The 20,152-nt window shown below is 32.6% G+C and carries 17 protein-coding genes, 1 tRNA gene, 1 pseudogene and 1 riboswitch; of the genes and pseudogenes, 18 read left to right on the top strand and 1 reads right to left on the bottom strand.

Translation table 11 applies throughout. The features are described 5' to 3' along the window. The 5 genes and pseudogenes from VIM70_RS11135 to VIM70_RS11115 all read left to right on the top strand — a co-directional run. Positions 1-417, top strand: a pseudogene (locus VIM70_RS11135) (iron-containing alcohol dehydrogenase); the annotation flags it as partial. A 266-nt stretch (positions 418-683) separates the two neighbouring features. Continuing rightward, positions 684-801: riboswitch (molybdenum cofactor riboswitch) on the top strand. A gap of 154 nt (positions 802-955) precedes the next feature. Then, positions 956-1,447, top strand: a complete 492-nt coding sequence (locus VIM70_RS11130) for a MogA/MoaB family molybdenum cofactor biosynthesis protein (RefSeq protein ID WP_331945831.1) — start codon at positions 956-958, stop codon at positions 1,445-1,447. Positions 1,448-1,520: 73 nt separating this feature from the next. After that, positions 1,521-2,480, top strand: coding sequence for a GTP 3',8-cyclase MoaA (gene moaA, locus VIM70_RS11125; protein ID WP_331945830.1), 960 nt, complete (start codon positions 1,521-1,523; stop codon positions 2,478-2,480). Between the two features lie 3 nt (positions 2,481-2,483). After that, positions 2,484-2,963: a cyclic pyranopterin monophosphate synthase MoaC gene (gene moaC, locus VIM70_RS11120; protein ID WP_331945829.1), complete on the top strand. Its 480-nt coding sequence runs from the start codon at positions 2,484-2,486 to the stop codon at positions 2,961-2,963. Further along, positions 2,963-3,397 (top strand): MOSC domain-containing protein, encoded by a 435-nt coding sequence (locus tag VIM70_RS11115; RefSeq protein ID WP_331945828.1) that lies wholly within the window; start codon positions 2,963-2,965, stop codon positions 3,395-3,397. Before moaC ends, VIM70_RS11115 begins: the two co-directional genes overlap by 1 nt. Positions 3,398-3,582: 185 nt before the next feature. Here VIM70_RS11115 and VIM70_RS11110 read toward each other — a convergent pair whose 3' ends face one another. Next, positions 3,583-4,905, bottom strand: coding sequence for a hemolysin family protein (locus VIM70_RS11110; RefSeq protein ID WP_331945827.1), 1,323 nt, complete (start codon positions 4,903-4,905; stop codon positions 3,583-3,585). 202 nt (positions 4,906-5,107) lie between these two features. Here VIM70_RS11110 and VIM70_RS11105 point away from each other — a divergent pair, with 202 nt between their 5' ends. From VIM70_RS11105 to VIM70_RS11045, 13 genes are all read left to right on the top strand, one after another. Continuing rightward, positions 5,108-5,311 carry a hypothetical protein gene (locus tag VIM70_RS11105; protein WP_331945826.1) on the top strand — a complete coding sequence of 68 codons (204 nt, stop codon included), beginning with the start codon at positions 5,108-5,110 and terminating at the stop codon, positions 5,309-5,311. Between the two features lie 181 nt (positions 5,312-5,492). Then, positions 5,493-7,373: a sigma-54-dependent Fis family transcriptional regulator gene (locus VIM70_RS11100; protein WP_331945825.1), complete on the top strand. Its 1,881-nt coding sequence runs from the start codon at positions 5,493-5,495 to the stop codon at positions 7,371-7,373. 312 nt (positions 7,374-7,685) lie between these two features. Further along, positions 7,686-8,708 (top strand): molybdopterin-binding protein, encoded by a 1,023-nt coding sequence (locus tag VIM70_RS11095; RefSeq protein ID WP_331945824.1) that lies wholly within the window; start codon positions 7,686-7,688, stop codon positions 8,706-8,708. Positions 8,709-8,810: 102 nt separating this feature from the next. After that, positions 8,811-11,540, top strand: coding sequence for a molybdopterin-dependent aldehyde oxidoreductase (locus VIM70_RS11090; protein ID WP_331945823.1), 2,730 nt, complete (start codon positions 8,811-8,813; stop codon positions 11,538-11,540). Between the two features lie 127 nt (positions 11,541-11,667). Then, complete coding sequence (locus VIM70_RS11085; RefSeq protein WP_331945822.1) at positions 11,668-13,947, top strand: pyridine nucleotide-disulfide oxidoreductase/dicluster-binding protein; 2,280 nt, start codon at positions 11,668-11,670, stop codon at positions 13,945-13,947. A gap of 2 nt (positions 13,948-13,949) precedes the next feature. Continuing rightward, on the top strand, positions 13,950-14,159 hold the full coding sequence (locus tag VIM70_RS11080) for a DVU_1557 family redox protein (RefSeq protein WP_331945821.1): 210 nt from the start codon (positions 13,950-13,952) through the stop codon (positions 14,157-14,159). After that, positions 14,081-14,869, top strand: a complete 789-nt coding sequence (gene trsM, locus VIM70_RS11075; RefSeq protein ID WP_331945820.1) for a DVU_1556 family methyltransferase — start codon at positions 14,081-14,083, stop codon at positions 14,867-14,869. The genes VIM70_RS11080 and trsM overlap by 79 nt, the downstream gene beginning before the upstream one ends. A 13-nt stretch (positions 14,870-14,882) precedes the next feature. Next, complete coding sequence (locus tag VIM70_RS11070) at positions 14,883-15,323, top strand: DVU_1555 family C-GCAxxG-C-C protein (protein ID WP_331945819.1); 441 nt, start codon at positions 14,883-14,885, stop codon at positions 15,321-15,323. 13 nt (positions 15,324-15,336) lie between these two features. Next, on the top strand, positions 15,337-16,650 hold the full coding sequence (gene trsS, locus VIM70_RS11065) for a radical SAM (seleno)protein TrsS (protein ID WP_331945817.1): 1,314 nt from the start codon (positions 15,337-15,339) through the stop codon (positions 16,648-16,650). Between the two features lie 16 nt (positions 16,651-16,666). Next, positions 16,667-17,791, top strand: a complete 1,125-nt coding sequence (locus tag VIM70_RS11060; RefSeq protein ID WP_331945816.1) for a DVU_1551 family NTP transferase — start codon at positions 16,667-16,669, stop codon at positions 17,789-17,791. Further along, positions 17,788-18,390, top strand: coding sequence for a histidine phosphatase family protein (locus tag VIM70_RS11055; RefSeq protein WP_331945815.1), 603 nt, complete (start codon positions 17,788-17,790; stop codon positions 18,388-18,390). Before VIM70_RS11060 ends, VIM70_RS11055 begins: the two co-directional genes overlap by 4 nt. Positions 18,391-18,403: 13 nt before the next feature. Further along, positions 18,404-19,729: a DVU_1553 family AMP-dependent CoA ligase gene (locus VIM70_RS11050; protein ID WP_331945814.1), complete on the top strand. Its 1,326-nt coding sequence runs from the start codon at positions 18,404-18,406 to the stop codon at positions 19,727-19,729. Positions 19,730-19,869: 140 nt separating this feature from the next. Next, positions 19,870-19,961: transfer RNA gene (locus VIM70_RS11045), tRNA-Ser, on the top strand. Positions 19,962-20,152 lie beyond the last annotated feature (191 nt).

The following is a 20,152-nucleotide window of genomic DNA, read 5'->3' as shown; positions in this document are numbered from 1 at the left end:
GCTCAATTCTTAGCTGGTATGGCATTTAATAATGCAAGCCTTGGATATGTACATGCTATGGCACATCAATTAGGTGGATTCTACAACTTGCCTCATGGTATCTGTAATGCTATTTTACTTCCAATAGTATCTGAGTTTAATGTCTTAGCTCGTGGAGAGAGATTCGCTGAAATCGCTGCTGCAATGGGTGAAAATATTAGTGGACTTTCTGTTACTGCAGCTGCTCAGGTTGCGATTGACTCAATTAAAAGATTATCAAAATCAGTTGGTATTCCTGCAGGACTTACTGAACTTGGAGTTAAAGAAAAAGATTTCGAAGTAATGGCTGGAAATGCAAAAAATGATGCATGTCAAGCAACAAATCCACGCCTTGCTACTTTGAAACAAGTAGTTGAATTATTTAGACAAGCAATGTAATATTATCACTTAAAATAAGTGATAAATAAAATAAAAAATATTTTATGTTTGTAGTTTTAGGGGCGTATGCCCCTTTTTACTTTTTTGTTTTTGTTTCAGCCGATTAGGGAAAGAAGTGTAAGTGAAAATAATTTAATGTTTAATTAAGTTAATTAAGTTATACTAAAAATCGTTTTTATTTTTACAATTTTGTGGTATATTGTTTACATAGTTTAATATTGTTAAATAAGATTTTATTTTGTTTGTAGTAATCATATTTCATTATTTTATCAGTTGTTCTCCTAGTTATCTTTCCTAAGGTATTTTAAGAAATTATGACCGTTTAGGGTAAATTGGAAACGATTTACCTTTCCATTATGTGAAAGTTGTACATATAGTTTTTAATACTAATAGATGTATGTAAGGAGTACAATGGGGAAAAAATATTAGATATAGTGAACTGAATTTTGAAGAAGGATACGTCTATGAATTATTAGGCTTAAATGGTAGCGAAAAGACTACTCTTTGTTTAGACGGCTTTAAAAAAGGAGTGATGACAATGATAAAAACTGCAATATTAACCATGAGTGATAAGGGCTTTCGAGGGGAACGAATTGATGGAACGGGCCCGGCAATAAGAAGTGAACTAGAAGGCAAAGGATATGTTATAAGTTTTTATAAAATGATTCCTGATGAAATAGGGGAAATAGAAAAAGAATTAATTTATTTATGTGATGAACTTAAGGTAGATTTAATTTTAACTAATGGTGGAACGGGATTTTCTAAAAGAGATGTTACTCCAGAGGCAACTCAAAATGTAATTGAAAAATATGTACCGGGAATTGGTGAGGTTATGAGGATGAAATCACTCCAAATTACTTCAAAGGCAATGTTATCACGGAGCATAGCGGGAATCCGTAAAGAAACTTTAATCATTAATCTTCCAGGAAGCCCAAAAGGCGCTGTAGAAAATCTTCAATTTGTATTGCCTGCAATTCCACATGGAATTGCAATACTTAAAGGAGAGGCCAGCGAGTGCGCTAGAACATAGCGTGCGTTGATATACTTTGTGGTTATGAATATACTGAAATAGGGGAAATAATTGAACTTTAGGAGAGGGTTATATGAGAGATAGGCATGGAAGAGAAATCAATTACTTAAGGGTATCTGTAACTGACAGGTGTAATTTAAGATGTCAATATTGTATGCCAGAAAAAGGAATTATTAGTAAGGAACACGATGATATTCTGCGATTTGAAGAAATTTTAAAAATTGTAAAGGCTGCAGTAACATTAGGTATTAATAAAATAAGGTACACTGGTGGTGAACCACTAGTAATGAAAGATATAGACAAACTTATATATGAAACATCAAAACTACCAGGAATAGATGATATTTCTATAACAACAAATGGTATTTTGCTCTCTGATATGGCAAGTGACCTTAAAAAATCTGGACTTAATAGAGTTAATATTAGCCTTGATACTTTGGATGCAGAAAAGTTTAATAGTATAACAAGGATAGGAGATTTAGATAAGGTACTTGAAAGTATAGATAAATGTCTAAGCCTTGGGTTAAAACCTGTGAAAATTAATACGGTATTAATGAGAGATTTTAATGACTTTGAGTTTGATGATTTTTTAAACTTAACTAGAAAGCTACCAATTGAAATAAGATTTATTGAACTCATGCCAATAGGAGAGGGTATTAAGATTTTTGAAAAAAGCAAAATTAGTTTTAAGGAAATACTAGATCAACATCCTGAGTTAATTCATATTGAAACACCGAAAAGTAGTACTGCTCAATTGTACAAGCTCCAAGGAGCAAAAGGGAAAATTGGTTTCATTAGCCCTGTAAGTTGCAAATTTTGCGCAGATTGTAATAAAATAAGGCTAACATCCATAGGTACTATTAAACAATGTCTTCATTCAAAGGAAGAAATAAACCTTAAGCAATACTTAAATAACGAAGAGTTGCTTATAAAAACATTGAAACAAGCAATTTTTGACAAACCACTTGAGCATCATCTTGAGGAAGAAAAAATAAGTAGAAGCGAAAAGATGATGTATCAGATAGGGGGCTAAGTTATGGAACTTACGCACATAAATGAAGAAGGAAGAGCAAAAATGGTAGATGTATCAGAAAAAAATGATACAGTTCGTCAAGCGGTGGCAGTTGGATCAATATCTATGAATAGAGAAACCCTTGATAGAATAAATGATGGATCTATTTCAAAAGGAGATGTACTAGCTGTAGCACAGGTGGGAGGAATTATGGGTGCGAAAAACACTTCACAAATAATACCGATGTGTCATCCTATAATGATATCTGGTTGTGACATTAGCTTTAAAATTGACTTTGAAAACACAAAGATTGACATAACTGCAATAACAAAAACTGTAGGGAAAACAGGTATTGAAATGGAAGCACTAAGTGCGGTATCAGTGGCAGCACTAACTATTTATGATATGTGTAAGGCAATAGATAGGGGAATGGTTATTAGTAATATTATGCTTGTACGCAAAAGTGGAGGAAAATCAGGAATATTTGAAAGGAAGGGATTGTAATGGCAAAGGTAAATGCTGTAAATATAAGTGAGAAAAAAGGTGTGGTAAAACACCCTATAGAGAAAGGCTTTTTTAAAATTAATCACGGCCTCGAGGGAGATGCACATGCAGGTGATTGGCATAGGCAAGTGAGCTTTCTTGGGGAAGAGAGTATAGAAAAAATGAGAGCTACTGGAGTAGAAGGTTTAAGCTCTGGAAAGTTTGCTGAAAATATAACTACTGAGGGAATAGTTTTGTTTGAGCTTCCAATTGGAACTAAACTTAGAGTCGGAGAGGTACTTTTCGAGGTAACACAGATAGGAAAAGAATGTCATAAAGGCTGTGAAATTATGAAGCTCGTTGGTGACTGTATAATGCCAAGAGAAGGCATATTTGCTATAGTACTTGAGGAAGGTTATATTAAAGCCGGAGATGATGTAATAGTCGAGAAATAAGTATTATGCAAGCAACTAAGATTCCTCTTAGTTGGTATATGAAAAATATTGTATTATATAAAGAAAAGGGAATCAGTTCGAAATTTAACTGATTCCCTTTTCTTTTATAATTTTACATGTTGTATTATATAGGATTTCATTTTTATCCTAGTCAATGAATTTATAATAGTTGTACGAAGTTGATATTAAATAATAAATGATGTAAGTATTCTGATTTTCTTAATTCTATTTTCATTAACTTCCTCTATTTTAAATGTTATATTTTTATATATAACAGTTTTTATCTCATTTTCTAGTGGAATATACCCCATAATGCCGATTAAAAAACCACCAATTGTATTAAAATTTTTAGAAACTAATTTCAATTTCAAATAATCATTTAATTCATCTAGTGGGAGAAGACCACTCACTAGATAAGTATTATCATCAACTTTTTTTATGAATGCTTCATCATCATCATATTCATCTTTGATATCTCCCATAATTTCTTCTATAAGATCATCAATAGTAACTATTCCTGAAAAACCTCCATATTCATCTATGAGTATAGCCATGTGATGTTTAGAACTTTGTAATTCTTTGAATAATACATCTATCTTTTTACTTTCATGAACCAAAAAAGGCGAATGTAATATTTTCTTAATATCAACATTCTCAAAACCATTTAAACGTGCCTCAATTATAAAATCTTTCATATAAAGTATTCCTACAATATTATCAATATCACCATCAAAGACTGGGACTCTAGAATATTTTTCTTCTAGCAATTCATCTAAGTACTCTTTAACTGGATCATTTATATTAATTAAAAAAACTTCAGTTCTTGGAATCATAACTTCATAAACTAATTTATCATCAAACTCAAAAACATTATTAATCATTTCTTTTTCAGTTTCGTTTATAATGCCATCTTGCTGCCCTACACCTACAAGTGATCTTAATTCAGCTTTTGAAACCTTTTCTTCTAAATCATTACCATCAAGACCTGTAATCTTGATTAAAATATTAATAGAACCTGAAAGTAACATCACGAATGGAATGGCTACTTTAGATACGTATATAATAGGAACAACTGAAAACAGTGCAACAGCTTCTGAATTTTGCATTGCTATACGTTTTGGAAATAATTCGCCAAAAACTAATGTTATATATGATAAACCAATTGTTATAACTATTAAAGCAATTTGTTCACTATAAGGTACATTAAATTTATATAAATATGCTGCAAAATTGTAAGAGATGCCTGTAGCTGCAGACGCACTTGAGAAAAATCCAGCAAGCGTTATTGCAATTTGAATTGTTGATAAAAATTTTGTAGGCTCTTTAAGAAGCTTTACTAATAGTTTTGCTCTTTTATTACCCTGTTGAGCAAGAAGTGTAATCTTATGTTTGTTAAGGGATACTAATGCCATTTCTGCTGATGCAAAAAATGCATTTATTAGTGTTAAAATAGCAATTAGTATAAATGGCGCCATTAAACTGATATTAAGCGCGGGATCTGATTTCATTAAAAATTCCTCCTCTTAAAATAAAAACATCGTAAATTGATTAAAATAGTTTCATGTTTACCTACCAATTATAACATATTTTTATATATTGAGTTCGTTATGGATTGATTTTAACTTTTATAATTATATTCTATAATAAAATGGGTAAACTATTATTACACTGGGTATATGTAGTGTAATTTGTTTTTGAAGGGAGAAGTTTATGAATAAAAGCGATTTACAAAAGGCGAGTAAATCAAATAACCAACCGGATGACAATGAAGGGGTTAGTGGTGCATCAAACATCATCATGACTAATATGTATAACATGCCCGAAATGGCTAGCGGTCCTGGCGACGCTACGTTAGAAGAAAAAAGTAGATTAAATGAAAGATCATTAGTAAATAATAAAAACACTGAAAAATAAAATTAAGGCGGGTAAACCGAGGCACTGACTCGGTTGATCCTGTCTTATTTTTTTAATAATAATGTTAATTATATATCAATTGCCATTTTTTAAAATTATGCTTTTACATTCATATAAACGGTGTATAATATGAAATATAGACTATTAACAGAAGGCTAATGAAACACGATGGGGGAGTTATGTGGAAGCATACATTAAGGAATCTCACAACAGATGCAAGTCAACAGAAATACTAACAAGCAATTTGTTTAGTACCAAGATTTTAAATGAAGTTGAAATTACTGATATACTTTTGGAAAATAAAGAGCTTATTTTAAATGCTACTCCATTTATGAATTTGTTATATGATTTCGTAAGTGGAACTGGTTTTTTGGCGATATTATGTGACAGAAACGGATGTATTTTAAATGTAATAGGGGATGAAGTAATATTACCGAGGGCTGTAGAGAGCAAAATGATAGTAGGTGCGTATATGGATGAATTTCATATTGGAACCAACGCTATGAGCCTTGTGATATCAGAAAAAATACCAATCCAGATTTCTGGGAAGGAACATTTTATTAAAGATTATCAAAAATGGACATGTTCTGCAGCACCTATAAAGGATTTAGTTGGAAATATTATAGGGATAATAGACTTGACGGGTTATATGAAAAATGCTCATCCACATACTTTGGGAATGGTAGTAGCAGCAGCAGATGCTATAGGGGAAAAACTTGAAATTAACAAATATAACTCAATGCTAGAAATTTCAAAAAAACGTTTAGAAACTTCCATAAACGCAATTACTTCAGGAATTTTGACTTGTGATTTATCTGGAAATATTACAACAATGAATAAACAAGTAGCAAGAATGTTTGGTTACAAAGAAAATGAAATAATGAAAATTAAAATTTATGATTTGATTCAAAACTGGAATGGTATAATGGAGCACCTTAAGGTTAAGGGTACCTTTATTAATGAAGACATCTATATAAACTCAAGGATAAACAAATTACAATATACTTTGACGTTGTATCCTATATACGATATAGAAAATAATATTGAGGAAGTAACTCTTGTGATTCAAGAACTGAAAAAGGGTAAAAAGCTGGGAGGGAAGATATCAAGTGGTCAGGCTACCTACACCTTTGAGAAAATAGTCGGAAAAAACGAAAGATTTATAGAGACAATTGACTATGCAAAAAAGATATCAGAAAGTAAATCTACCGTACTTATAACAGGAGAAAGTGGTACTGGTAAGGAAGTTTTTGCACAATCTATTCATAATTATGGCACTCGCCGTGATGAACCATTTATAGCCGTAAATTGTGGCGCTATTCCAAGGTCACTTGTAGAATCGGAATTATTTGGTTATGAGGAGGGGGCATTTACTGGTGCGAAAAAAGGTGGAAATGCTGGAAAATTTGAAATAGCAGATGGAGGTACTATTTTTTTAGATGAAATAGGTGAGATGCCAACTGATATGCAAATTAAAATATTAAGGGTAATTGGGGAGAGTGCAATAACTAGGATTGGAAGTTCAAAGCAAATACCTATTGATGTAAGGATTATGGCAGCTACAAATAAGGATTTATTACATGAAATCGAAATAGGTAAATTTAGAAGTGATCTTTACTATAGATTAAATGTTATGCCTATATACTTACTTCCACTTAGGCAGCGACGTGATGATATACCTGAATTAGTGAATTATTATATGAAAAAAACATCTAAAATGCTTAACAAAAAGGCTGTGGATATTCCAGAGGAATATATGAAATATCTTATGGCGTACGATTGGCCAGGAAACGTACGTGAATTAGAGAATTTAGTTGAACTCATTATAAATTCTGAATCAATTAAATTTAATTTTAATAATAAAGTAGATGAAGTCCAAAATAATACTGTTAATTTAAATTTTAATATTAGTTTGGAAATGGTTGAAAAACAACACATAATTGAAGTTTTGAGAGAGGTCAAAGGAAATATGACCATAGCGGCAAATATTTTAGAAATTGGGAGAAATACTTTATATAGAAAAATACAAAAATTTGAAATTGACTGTTCCAAAAATCAATGATGTTCCAAAATTGAACACCTATTAAAGCCTAAAACGTAACAAAATGGAACAGTAGAATACCATAACATGAAAAAATTACATAATAAGGTATTTAAAGACTGTAAAACAAGGGTTTTTTAGGCAAAAGTACATATATTTAACTTGGCACAAAAAATGCTTATAAGAATGGGTAAGTAAATAAATATAAGGAGGTTCTTTTCTTAAAAAATGACAATAATCTTTTAGTTTAAAAAGAATAAACTGATCAGATAAATTGAGTAGAAATAGATAATAGTGCTACTCATAAAATAAACAGGAATAGGAGGAATAAAAATGAAGATTGTTCCAGTTGAAGATGCAGTAGGGATGGTTTTATGCCATGACTTAACAAGAATTGTTCCTGGAGAATTTCATGGAGTGGCATTCAAAAAAGGACATGTTATATTAGAAGAAGATATACCTCAGATGTTGGATATTGGCAAAAAGAACGTTTATGTCTGGGAAACAAATGAAACGATACTTCATGAAAATGAGGCTGGGGAAAGAATAGCAAGAGCAGTAGCAGGTAAGGGAATCCTTTTCACTGAGCCATCAGAAGGTAAAGTGAAGTTATTGGCTGAATGTAAAGGCTTACTTAAAATAGATTTTAAGGCTTTAGAGAAAATAAATGTAATTGATGAGGTTATGGTCGCTACTTTACATACTGATATTGTGGTAGATAAAGGATGCAATATTGCAGCGGCAAGAATAATACCCCTTTTTATTGAAAAATCAAAGATTGAACAAATTGAAGATATTTGTAAAACAGAAGGACCTATTGTTTGGGTAGCTCCATTAAAAGCTATGAAGGTTGGCGTTGTTACTACTGGTAGCGAAGTTTATACTGGTAGAATAATAGATAAATTTGGACCTGTCATAAAAAATAAAGTTGCTAAACTTGGTTGCGAAGTTATAAAACAAATCCTTGTTTCAGATAGTGAGAGTATGATAGTAGAGGCTATAAATGAATTAGTGGTACTAGGTTCTGAAATGATTATTATTACTGGAGGAATGTCAGTAGATCCTGATGATGTTACACCAGCAGGGATAAGAAAATCTGGAGCGACTATTATATCCTATGGAGCACCTGTACTTCCCGGGGCTATGTTTTTAATAGCATACTTGGGTGATATACCAGTTTTGGGACTTCCCGGATGCGTAATGTATAACAAAACGACAGTATTTGATCTTATACTTCCTAAAATTGTAGCTGGTGAGAGGATAAAAAGAGAGGATATTACAAAGCTAGGTCATGGGGGTTTGTGTACTAATTGTGAAGTTTGTACTTTCCCTGCTTGTAGTTTTGGTAAATGCTAATTAATGGTTAATAATGAAGTATTAATAACGCTAATAAATTGATAACGCCTTCCTAAATTAAGGCTGTATCTCTTTAAATATATAAAGAAAAGGGGTTTGAAAATGTTAAATAAAGTATTGATAATTAATGGTGTCAAAAGAAATGTAATTGTTAGTCCTGAAGCTACACTTGCAGATGTATTAAGAAAACAGTTATTTCTTACAGGTACCAAAGTAGGTTGCGGAAAAGGTGAATGTGGCGCCTGCAATGTAATACTTGATGGTAAGGTTGTAAAATCATGTATAGTTAGAATGAAAAGAGTAGCTGACGAAGCTGCAATTACAACAATTGAAGGAATAGGATCACAAGATGATTTACATGATATTCAATTTGCATGGATGATACATGGCGCAGCACAATGTGGATTTTGTACCCCTGGATTTGTTGTAAGCGCAAAGGCACTTTTAGATGTAAATAATAATCCTACAAGAGAAGAAGTAAGAGAATGGTTCCAAAAAACTAGAAACGTATGTAGATGTACTGGATATCAACCATTAGTAGATGCAGTAATAGAAGCTGGAAAACTTATGCGTGGAGAGGTTACAAGGAAACAATTGTGGCTAAAACTTCCTGAGGGAGCAAGTTTAGTAGGAACTGAGACAGTAAGACCTTCTGCTTGTGCTAAGGTAACAGGTACTTGGGACTTCGGTGCTGATCTTGGGTTAACTCTTCCAGATGATACTCTTCATATAAAACTTGTACAAGCTACCGTTTCTCATGCAAATATTTTATCTATAGATACTTCTGAAGCAGAAAAAATGCCTGGAGTAGTTAAGGTTTTAACTTACAAGGATGTAAAGGGAACAAATAGAATTAATGGTTTAGCTTTCCCATCTAATAAAGGTGATGGACTTGAAAGACCTATTTTAAATGATAAGAAAATTTTCCAATTTGGTGATGCGATTGCAATGGTACTCGCAGATACTTCAACTCATGCAGAAGATGCAGCTAAGAAAGTTGTAGTAGAAATTGAAGAATTACCAGCTTATATGAGCGCACCTGCAGCAATGGCTGAAGATGCTATTGAAATTCACCCAGGTACACCAAACATATATTTTGAAACTAAAGTTGTAAAGGGAGCAGAAACTGCACCACTTATGCAAAGCTTACCTTATACTGTTGAAGACGATTTATATGTAGGTAGACAACCTCATCTTCCAATAGAACCAGATGTAGGATTTGCTTACTTAGATGAAGATGGAAAATTAATAATTCATTCAAAGAGTATTGCATTACATTTCCATGCTCTTATGATTGCTGAAGGTATTGGTCTTCCACTTGATAAGGTTATGATTGTACAAAATCCAACAGGCGGAACTTTTGGTTATAAATTCAGCCCAACAATTGAAGCATTGCTTGGTGTGGCTGCATTAGAAACAGGAAGACCTGTATATCTTGAATTTAGTATGTACCAACAGATTACTTACACTGGAAAGAGATCACCATTCTGGATGCACTTAAAATTAGGTGCAGATCAAGCTGGTAAATTCCAAGCTCTAGAAACAGATTGGTCTTGTGATCACGGTCCATATTGCGAATTTGGAGATCTTGTTACAACTAGAGGATCTCAATTTATGGGTGCTGGTTACAAAATAGATAATATTCGTGGAGCTGGAAGAACTGTTGCTACAAATCATGGTTGGGGATCAGCTTTCAGAGGATTTGGTTCTCCACAAGCTTTATTTGCATCAGAACAAATGGTAGATGAGTTAGCAGTTAAGATGGGTGTAGATCCACTTGAACTTAGATACAAAAATGCATTAAGACCAGGAGATGTAACTCCAACCGGTTGCGAACCTGATGTATATGTTATTCCACAGTTGTTAGATTTGGCTCGTCCAGCTTACACAAAATCAAAAGAAGTTACTAAAGAAAAGAACAAAAATAGTGTAGATAAGAAATATGGTACTGGTATATCACTTCTTATTTATGGTTGTGGACTTGATGGAGCAGATTCTTCAGAGGCATGGGTAGAAATTACTAAAGATGGAGTAACTGTTGCTAATTCATGGGAAGATCATGGTCAAGGTGCAGATATGGGAACACTTACTATGGCACATGAAACATTAAGAAAAGCTGGTTATGAACCAGAAGATCTAAAATTAGTTATGAATGACATGAACTATACTCCAAACAGTGGTCCAGCAGGTGGAAGTCGTTCTAATGTTCTTACTGGAAATGCTACAAGAGTTGCTTCAGAAAACTTACTTGAAGGACTTAAAAAAGCTGATGGAACGTACAGAACTTATGATGAACAGATTGCAGCTGGAAAACCAACTAGATATGACGGAAAATGGACTGCACCTTGCGTAGCTGGTGATGTAGAAACAGGACAAGGAAATCCATTCCCAGTTTATATGTATGGAGTTTTAGTAGCAGAAGTAGAAGTAGATATGACTACTGGAAAAGCTCATGTTGATAAATTAACATGTATTTCAGATGTAGGAACTATCATAAACAAACTTGTTGTTGATGGTCAGATACTTGGAGGACTTGTTCAAGGTATTGGTCTTGCATTAACTGAAGACTTTGAGGATCTTAAAAAACATACAACCCTTACTGGTTGTGGAATTCCTCAAATTAAGGATGTTACAGATGATATAACATTAGTTTATCTAGAAACTCCAAGACCATTAGGACCTTATGGAGCAGCCGGTGCAGGTGAAATGCCATTATCAGCTCCTCATTCAGCAATCATAAGTGCAATTTATGATGCTTGTGGAGTTAGAATTACGCACCTTCCAGCTTATCCAGAAAAAGTTCTTGCTGGAATTAAAAAATTAAATAAATAAGGTAAATATATTAATAAATAAAGTAAATAAAGTAAATAAATGAGTTATAATTAAAGGGAGAGCCTAAAGTGAAATATCAGAAATTCATTTTAGGGTCTCCTTAAAATAATTTTAGGAGGAATAATATATGGATCTACAAAAACTTCTTTCTATTCAAGAGTTATGTATAAATGATAATCCCCCAGCATGTAATACTGAGTGTCCAATTCACGTTGATGTCAAAGGGTTTATTGGGGAGATTAGAAAAGGGGATTATGACGAGGCCTATAGGATACTCAGAAAAAGAATACCTTTTATAAATGTGATAGGGTTAGTTTGTGACCACCCGTGTGAAAATTACTGCGTAACTAATATCGATGGTAAAAAAATCTCAATTCACGAGCTTGAAAAGGCAGCTGTAATTTATGGGGGAAGTGCAAAAATCAAATCACTACCTATGCCGAAAGTTAATATAAAAATTGCGATTATTGGTGGTGGTATAAGTGGAATTACCTGTGCTTATGACCTTAATCAAAAGGGATATACCGTTGATATATATGAAAAAGAAAATGTAATAGGCGGATCTCTTTTAAAAATGCATGAGCAACTTCTTACTACAGAACTAATAAAAGAAGAAACTAGTAAATTAGAAGATCAAGGTATTGGAATAAAAGTAAATTACGAGGCTACTCCTGAAAAATTAAAAAATATCATATCGGAATATGATGCTGTTTTTATTGGTATGGGAGAATGGACTGAGAAATTTAATGTAGATGAAAATACATTACAAGCAGAAACGGAAACAGGAAAAATCTTTGTTGGTGGTCGAATAGTTAGTGGACGTGTATCTGTTATACAGTCAGTTTTTACAGGAAGATGCGCGGCAGTGTCCATTGATAGATTCGTACATATGAAATCGCTTACTGCTCTCAGAGAAAAAGAAGGGACCTACAAAAGTATTCTTAAGATTGATGTAGATATTGAGAATATTCCAGCAAGAATAAATCCTGAAAATGGTTTATTCACGAAAGAAGAAGCTATTAATGAAGCACTAAGATGTGTTCAATGTGAATGTCATAAATGTGTAAAAGCATGTATTCATCTTCAAAAGGCGAAATTGGATCCCAAGGCTTATATAAGAACTATAAATCAAAATGAACGTATTATTCTAGGCGATCATTATGCAAATAAAACAATAAATACTTGCACAGAGTGTGGTTTGTGTGGGGCAATATGTCCTGAAAATATAAACATGGCTGACATAATAAAAGAAACAAGGATAAGTATGGTTGAAAGACATAAAATGCCAATGTCTACTCATGACTTTGCTTTAAAAGACATGGAATTTACTAATAGTGAATATTTTGAATTAGTAAAACACCAGCCAGGCACAAGTGAAAGTAAGTATGTATTTTATCCTGGTTGTCAGTTATGTGCAACTTACCCAGAGTATGTTACTAAAAGTTATGAATATCTAATGGATAAACTAGATGGTGGTGTTGGATTGTATTTAGGATGTTGCGGAACACCTGCTAAATGGGCAGGTAAACAAGAGGAATATACTGAAATCTTGGAAAAAATTCAATCTAATTTAGAAAAGTTAGGGAATCCTATTGTTATAGCTGCATGTACCACATGTTATATCAATTTCAATAAACACATTAAGAATATAAAAGCTAAGTCTCTTTGGGAGGTATTTGATGAAAAAGGTCTTCCACCTGACGTTAAATTAGGAAATGGCAAAATTTTGGCAATACATGATACATGTAGCTCTAGACATGAGAAAGCTGTTCAAGATAGTGTAAGAAATATTGCTAAAAGTCTCCAATATAAAATTGAAGAACCTGAGTTTTCAGGGGAAAAGACAAAATGTTGTGGTTTTGGAGGGCTTGTGTATTTTGCTGATAAAAAGTTTAGTTGTGAGTTAACACGGGATAGAATAAAGGATTCAGATAAGGATTTCTTAGCTTACTGCTCTGTGTGCAGAGATTTGTTTGTATCACAAGGCAAAAGGACTTTTCATATTTTGGACCTTATATACGGAACAGGTAAAGAAAAAATTTCAGACATGAAGGCTCCGACCATGTCAGAGCGAAGAGAAGTTAGGTTTTTACTAAAGAAAGAATTACTTAATAGTTTATGGGGTGAGAAAATGGAAATAAAGTATGGCAATGAAGATATAAAAATAGTAGTTGGAGAAGAACTAAGAAATAAGATTGAAGATGAGCTTATTCTTGATGGTGATATTAAGAGTGTAATAGAGTATGCAGAAAAGACTAATAATAGTTTTTATAATCCAGAAACTGGTCATATTCTTGCATGGAAAAGGCTTATAAATGTAACCTTCTGGGTGGAATACGAAAAGGTTAACGATAGCTTTAACATTATTAATGCTTACAGCCATAGAATGGATGTAAAGGGGGTATAACTATGAAACAAGGTAATAAAAATAAAACAACTAAATGGCTTTGTTCAAAATGTGGAGGGAATCTCGAGGAAGGACCTGTGAAAGCAGAATACCTTGGAGGAAATTTTGAAATTGAATTACTTGAGTGCCCTAAATGCAAAAATGTTCTAATAACACAGGAGCTTGCGGCTGGTCAGATGCTCGAAGTAGAAAAGAGCTTGGAGGACAAATGAAGGGTTGTTCAGTTTTTGAAAATGAAGATATGATAAATGCAACGGGAGATACTCTAAGGCCAGGTGGATTTTTCCTTACTGATAGGGCTGTTAAGTTATGTGATTTTAAGGCTAATGATAAAATCTTAGATGTTGGTTGTGGAATGGGAGTAACAGTAAAAAGACTCAAAAGCGAATATAATTTAGATGCTTTTGGTGTCGATCCTTCAGTAAAGTTACTTAAGATAGGTGAAGATAAATATGGGAATCATAACATAGACTTTGGTCACGGTGAAGAGCTACCTCATAAAGATAATTATTTTGATGGAGTTATGGCTGAATGTACTATGTCCCTTATGGATGACTATAAAAAAACCATAATGGAAAGTCATAGGGTTCTAAAAGATAAAGGATTTTATATTGTTTCAGATGTGTATGCAAGAAGACCGGAATACCTTGAAGACGTGCAAAAGAATGAAATCAATAGCTGCATGAGAGGCCTTTTTGATATAGATGTTTTAAAAGATTCAATCGTAAGTTCAGGCTTTGAAATAATATGCGTTGAAGATTGGACAAATCTACTTAAGCAACTTATGGTTGAAATCATTTTTAAATATGGTTCAATGTCTAAATTTTGGGAAATAGCAACTTGTAATAGTTGCGGCGATTTTCATCAAAAGCTCACGCTTTGCAAACCGGGTTATTTTTTGATTATTGCTCAGAAAAAATAGTGGAGGGGTTAGAATGGGTGCAGATGCATTTAGAATGTTTAAATTAGCAAGTAACGGATATTGCTGTAGTCAAATACTTATAATTACATATCTTGAGAGTAATGGAATAGAAAATATTCCATTAGTAAAGTCTATGGCAGGTCTTTGCGCAGGAATAGGTTATACTGGAAAAACATGTGGTATTGTCACTGCTGGAGCATGTTTATTTGGGTTGTACGCAGGGAAGGGTGAAGACAAGGAGATCCGCGATGATAATTTAAAAAAGATGGTTCAAAAATATATAGAGTGGTTTGAAGAGGAATTTGAAAGCACCGAATGTGTTGATATGATAACTGTAGATGTACTTAAGGGTATGGAAGAAAATGAAGGTTATCCTATAAAATGTGGTAATGCTATTCAAAAATCATACAATAAAATTGAAGAAATTTTAAAAGAATATAGTTATATAGAATGAGAGGTAAAGCACAATGGCGGAAATAATAAGAGAAACACAAAGTATTTGTCCAGTATGTTTAGAAATAGTTGATGCTACAGTAGTAAAAGAATTTGATGATTTATATTTAACTAAGAAATGCGAGCAGCATGGTTTTTTTAAGACAGTTATTTGGAGGGGTAAGCCTGGTTATGAGTCTTGGACACGCCCTAAAAGTCCAGCTTATCCAGAAGTGCCATATACAAAGGTTTCAAAAGGCTGTCCTCACGACTGTGGGTTATGCAGTGAGCACCGTCAGCATACTTGCACGGTACTCATTGAAGTAACTTCAAGGTGTAATTTAAAATGTGAATTTTGTTTTGCGGACGCGCATGGTAATGAAACTGATCCAGATATGAAAACTATAGAAATGTGGTATAAAAGAATAATTGAAGCGGGTGGACCTTATAATCTTCAGATTTCTGGAGGGGAACCTACAATGCGTCAAGATCTTCATGAGATTATAGCTATGGCTACAAACATGGGTTTTAAATTTATTCAACTAAACACAAATGGTATTAATCTAATGAATTACAATTATTATCAAAAATTAAAAGAAGCAGGACTTAAATCTATTTTTTTACAATTTAATGATTTAAGTGGAACTGAAATGACTTCGCTTAATGGTATAGATATAATGCAAGATAAATTAAAGGTTATAGAAAATAGTAAAAAATTAGGAATTGGTGTAATTCTTGTATGCACAGTGGTGCCAAATAAAAATGATAATATTCTTTGGAATATTATAGAATTTGGACTAAAAAACGCACCAACTGTAAGAGGAGTACATTTCCAACCAGTAAGTTACTTTGGCAGAATACCTAAAATACCTGAAGATAATGATAGAATTACTCTTCCTGAAGTTATGGATAAAATAGCTACTCAAAGTAATGATAAAATTAAGCTTTCGGATTTTGCACCTTCAGGTTGTGAGAATGCACTTTGTTCTTTTCATGTAAATTATACATCGGTAGATGGGAAATTAATTACTGTAAGTAGAAAAAATAATTGCTGCGGCGAAGAAAGTGGCACAGAAGGATCTAGAAAATCTGTTAAATTTGTTGAAAGAAATTGGTCTGGTGTGAAAATAAATAAATACGTACCAAAGAAAAAGTCTTTTGAGGAATTAAATCAAAAGATAAAAGATGGTTTTTTTAGTATCTCTGGTATGGCATTTCAAGATGCTTGGAATGTAGATACCCAGAGATTAAAAGATTGCTGCATTCATGTTGTTAGTAAAGAGGGTAATTTAATCCCATTTTGTGCTTACAATATTACGACTGCAGAGCAAAAAAAATTATATAGATAGGAAGCGGGAGGATGAAATGAAAAATTATTCTGCTATAATACTTTCGGCAGGATATTCCAGCCGGATGGGTAGCTTTAAGCCATTAATTAAGATAGAGGGTAAAACTCCACTTCAAAGATGTATAGAACTTTTTAGAAACTGTGGGATAAATGATATTACTGTAGTGACAGGGCATTTAAATGAATGCATAGAAAAAGAATTAAAAGATATTAAAGTTGAATTAAATGATATTAAAATTGTATTTAATAGTAAATATAGTGAAGGTATGTACTCATCAATAAAAGTTGGAGTAGCATCGCTTGCGGAGGAGGTTGATGCTTTCTTTATATTGCCTGTAGATATTCCAGCAGTACGAGAGTCCACTATAAAAAAAATGATATTAAGTTATGAGAAAATTAAAGGTGGAATTTTGTTCCCTATATTTGCTAAAGAAACAGGTCATCCCACATTGGTTACATATGCATTAGCACAAGAAATATTAAATAGTAATCCTAAAGAAGGATTAAGAGAAGTATTTAATAGCCATAAAAAATCGTGGCATTATGAGCCAGTTGCTGATAGAGGTATTTTACTTGATATGGATACTAAAGAAGATCTTAAAGTTCTTATGGAGCATATTTCGGTATATCCTTGCCCTGATTACCTTGAATGCATGGAGATATTAAGATTATGTAGCGTGAACCTAGAGACAATAGATCACATGAAAAGAGTAGCAGAATTTGCAAAACAAGTGTCAATTTTACTTAATGAAAATGGATGTAAGTTAAATATAAATTATATTTATGCAGGGGCACTACTTCATGATGTAGCCAAGGGAACAAAAAACCATGCTTCGCAAGGGGCAAAAATTGTCGATGAATTCGGATATGAGTGCCTAATTGAAATTATTAATGAACATATGCAGTTAAAGACTAAATGTAAAATAGGTGAAAAACAAATAGTTTATCTTTGTGATAAACTATTTAAAGGGAAAAGATTAGTCACTTTAAAGGAAAGATTTGAAGACGCCTTTAGTAGATATAAAGATGTGCCAGATGTTTTTGAAAAAGTAAACGGGAAATATACGGATGCAAAACTAATAAAACAAAATGTTGAAAATATTTTGGGCAGAAGTTTAGAGAGCCTTAGTGATAAGTTTTGAAAAGGAATATTTATATTATAAGACATGAAGAAACAGAATATGGACAAGGGAAAAGATATTTAGGACATACAGATTGTAAACTTTCCGATAAGGGAATAAATGATGCAAAAAAATTAGCTGATATTTTTATGGAGAGTGGAATAACTATTAACAGTATTTTTAGTAGTGATCTAATTAGGTGTAAAAATACTGTTAATATAGTTTTTCCAAATCAAGAAGTAACTTTTTTAAAAGATTTGAGAGAGATAAATATGGGGATTTTAGATGGATTAACCTTTGATGAAGTAAAAAATAAGTATCCAGAAGTTTATAAAAAAAGAGGAGAAAATATAGCAGAATATATACCACTAAATGGTGAATCCTTTAGAGAGTGTCAGCAAAGGGCAATAAAGGTTCTTAATTATATAATTCGCAACACAAAGGGAAATGTTGTTATTTGCAGCCACGCTGGGTTTATAAGAGCATTATTTTGTAATCTCTTAAGGGTAGACTTAAAAGAAATTTTTAATATTAAACAAAGTTATGGATGCATTAACATTCTGATCTCTGAGGGATCTAATATTTCTGTACAAGGGATCAATCTCAAAACTTTATCTTAATGGAGTGTGTAATATGATTAAAAAACCATATGAAAAATGGATGGAAGATAGGATTTGCTTGCAATCGGGTGATAAGAATTTTTCTGAAGAAGGGTTAAAATCATTTCAATTAGAAGAAATTAGAAATACCATAAATATTGCTAAGAAAAGTAAGTTTTATGGGGAAACTTTAAAAAATATTAATAGTAAAGATATTAAAAACTTTGAAGACTTTAAGAAATTATCTTTTACAACTTCAGAGGATTTAGGTGAAAATCCAAAGAATTTTGTATGTGTACCTCTTGACCAAATTTCTAGGATTGTAACAATGACTTCTTCAGGAACTATGGGAATTCCTAAAAGAATATTTTTTACTGAAAATGATCTAAAAGCTACATCAAAATTTTTCGAATATGGAATGATAAATCTTATAAATAAAGGGCAAAAAGTGCTTATATTAATGCCAGGAAGTAGTCCTTCAAGTATTGGTAAACTTTTAAATGAAGGTCTTCATAAATCAGGTTGTGAAGGAATTATATATGGGCCTGTATATGATGTTTGGGATGCTTTAGAAACAATGCGTTCAAAAAATATTGATTGTATTGTAGGATTGCCAATTCAGGTATTATATCTCGCAAAACTTAAAGACACTGATGTTAGATATAAAAACTTAAAATTAACAAGCGTTCTTTTGAGTGCAGATTATGTACCAAGATCCTTATGTGATGCTGTGAGTAGAGCATTTAGTTGCCCAGTTTTTACTCATTATGGAATGACTGAAATGGGTTATGGTGGGGGAGTGGAATGTTCCGCTCTTAATGGTTATCATATGAGAGAAGTTGATTTGTACACAGAAATAATTGATCCATTAACAAAGCAAAATGTTCCGGAAGGTACCTATGGAGAGGTTGTATTTACTACGCTTGGGAGAGAAGCAATGCCACTTGTAAGATATAGGACAGGAGATATTGCTAGATTTTTGCCCAAGAATTGCTCCTGCAGTAATGTGGTTAGAAGAATGGATTATGTACAAGGACGGGTGGGCGAATATCTGAAGCTAAATGACGGGGAACATCTTTCTATAGGAATGATTGATGAAGTTATGTTTGGTATTGAAAATGTGCTTGATTACAGAGCTACTATTAGTATCAATCAAAAGGTAGTGATTAGTTTAGAAATAAAGCCTGTAAATCCAGAGGTAACTATAAAATTTAGTGACATAGAAAAATGTTTTAAGCAAGATAAGTGTTTTGGATTATTATTAGAAAAAAATGATATTTACATAGAATATAGCGGTATTATTGATGATATTGGAATAAGTAATGGAATGGTAAAACGGAAATTGATCTATAAAGTTTAAAATATAAAAACATAATTAAATTAATTCCAGGGAAATAATTAATAAATATTCGGTTTAAAATAGAAAATTCTTTAATTATAGTTTAAAGTTCTTTAAATATAGTTTAAATATGTTATAATATTAAAGGCAACTTAATATTTGGAGAGATGTCCGAGTGGCCTATGGTACCTGCCTCGAAAACAGGCGAACGGGTTATTCCGTTCCGGGGGTTCAAATCCCCCTTTCTCCGCCAAGATAAAAGAACTCACTGGAAGGTGAGTTCTTTTTACGTTAAATTATAATGTAAGCGATGGAACAAACACCGCCATGTAAATTAACTTCCTAATTGATATACTTTAATAAAGTAATCGATGGGAGGTTTTATTTTGAGATCCACAACTAAAGACCAGCTTCTCTGGGAGCAAAGAATTTATGAAAGAACTA

The sequence above is a fragment of the Clostridium sp. genome (assembly GCF_036569345.1).
GTDB lineage: Bacteria > Bacillota > Clostridia > Clostridiales > Clostridiaceae > Clostridium_AD.
This window is presented reverse-complemented; position numbering and strand designations above follow the sequence as displayed.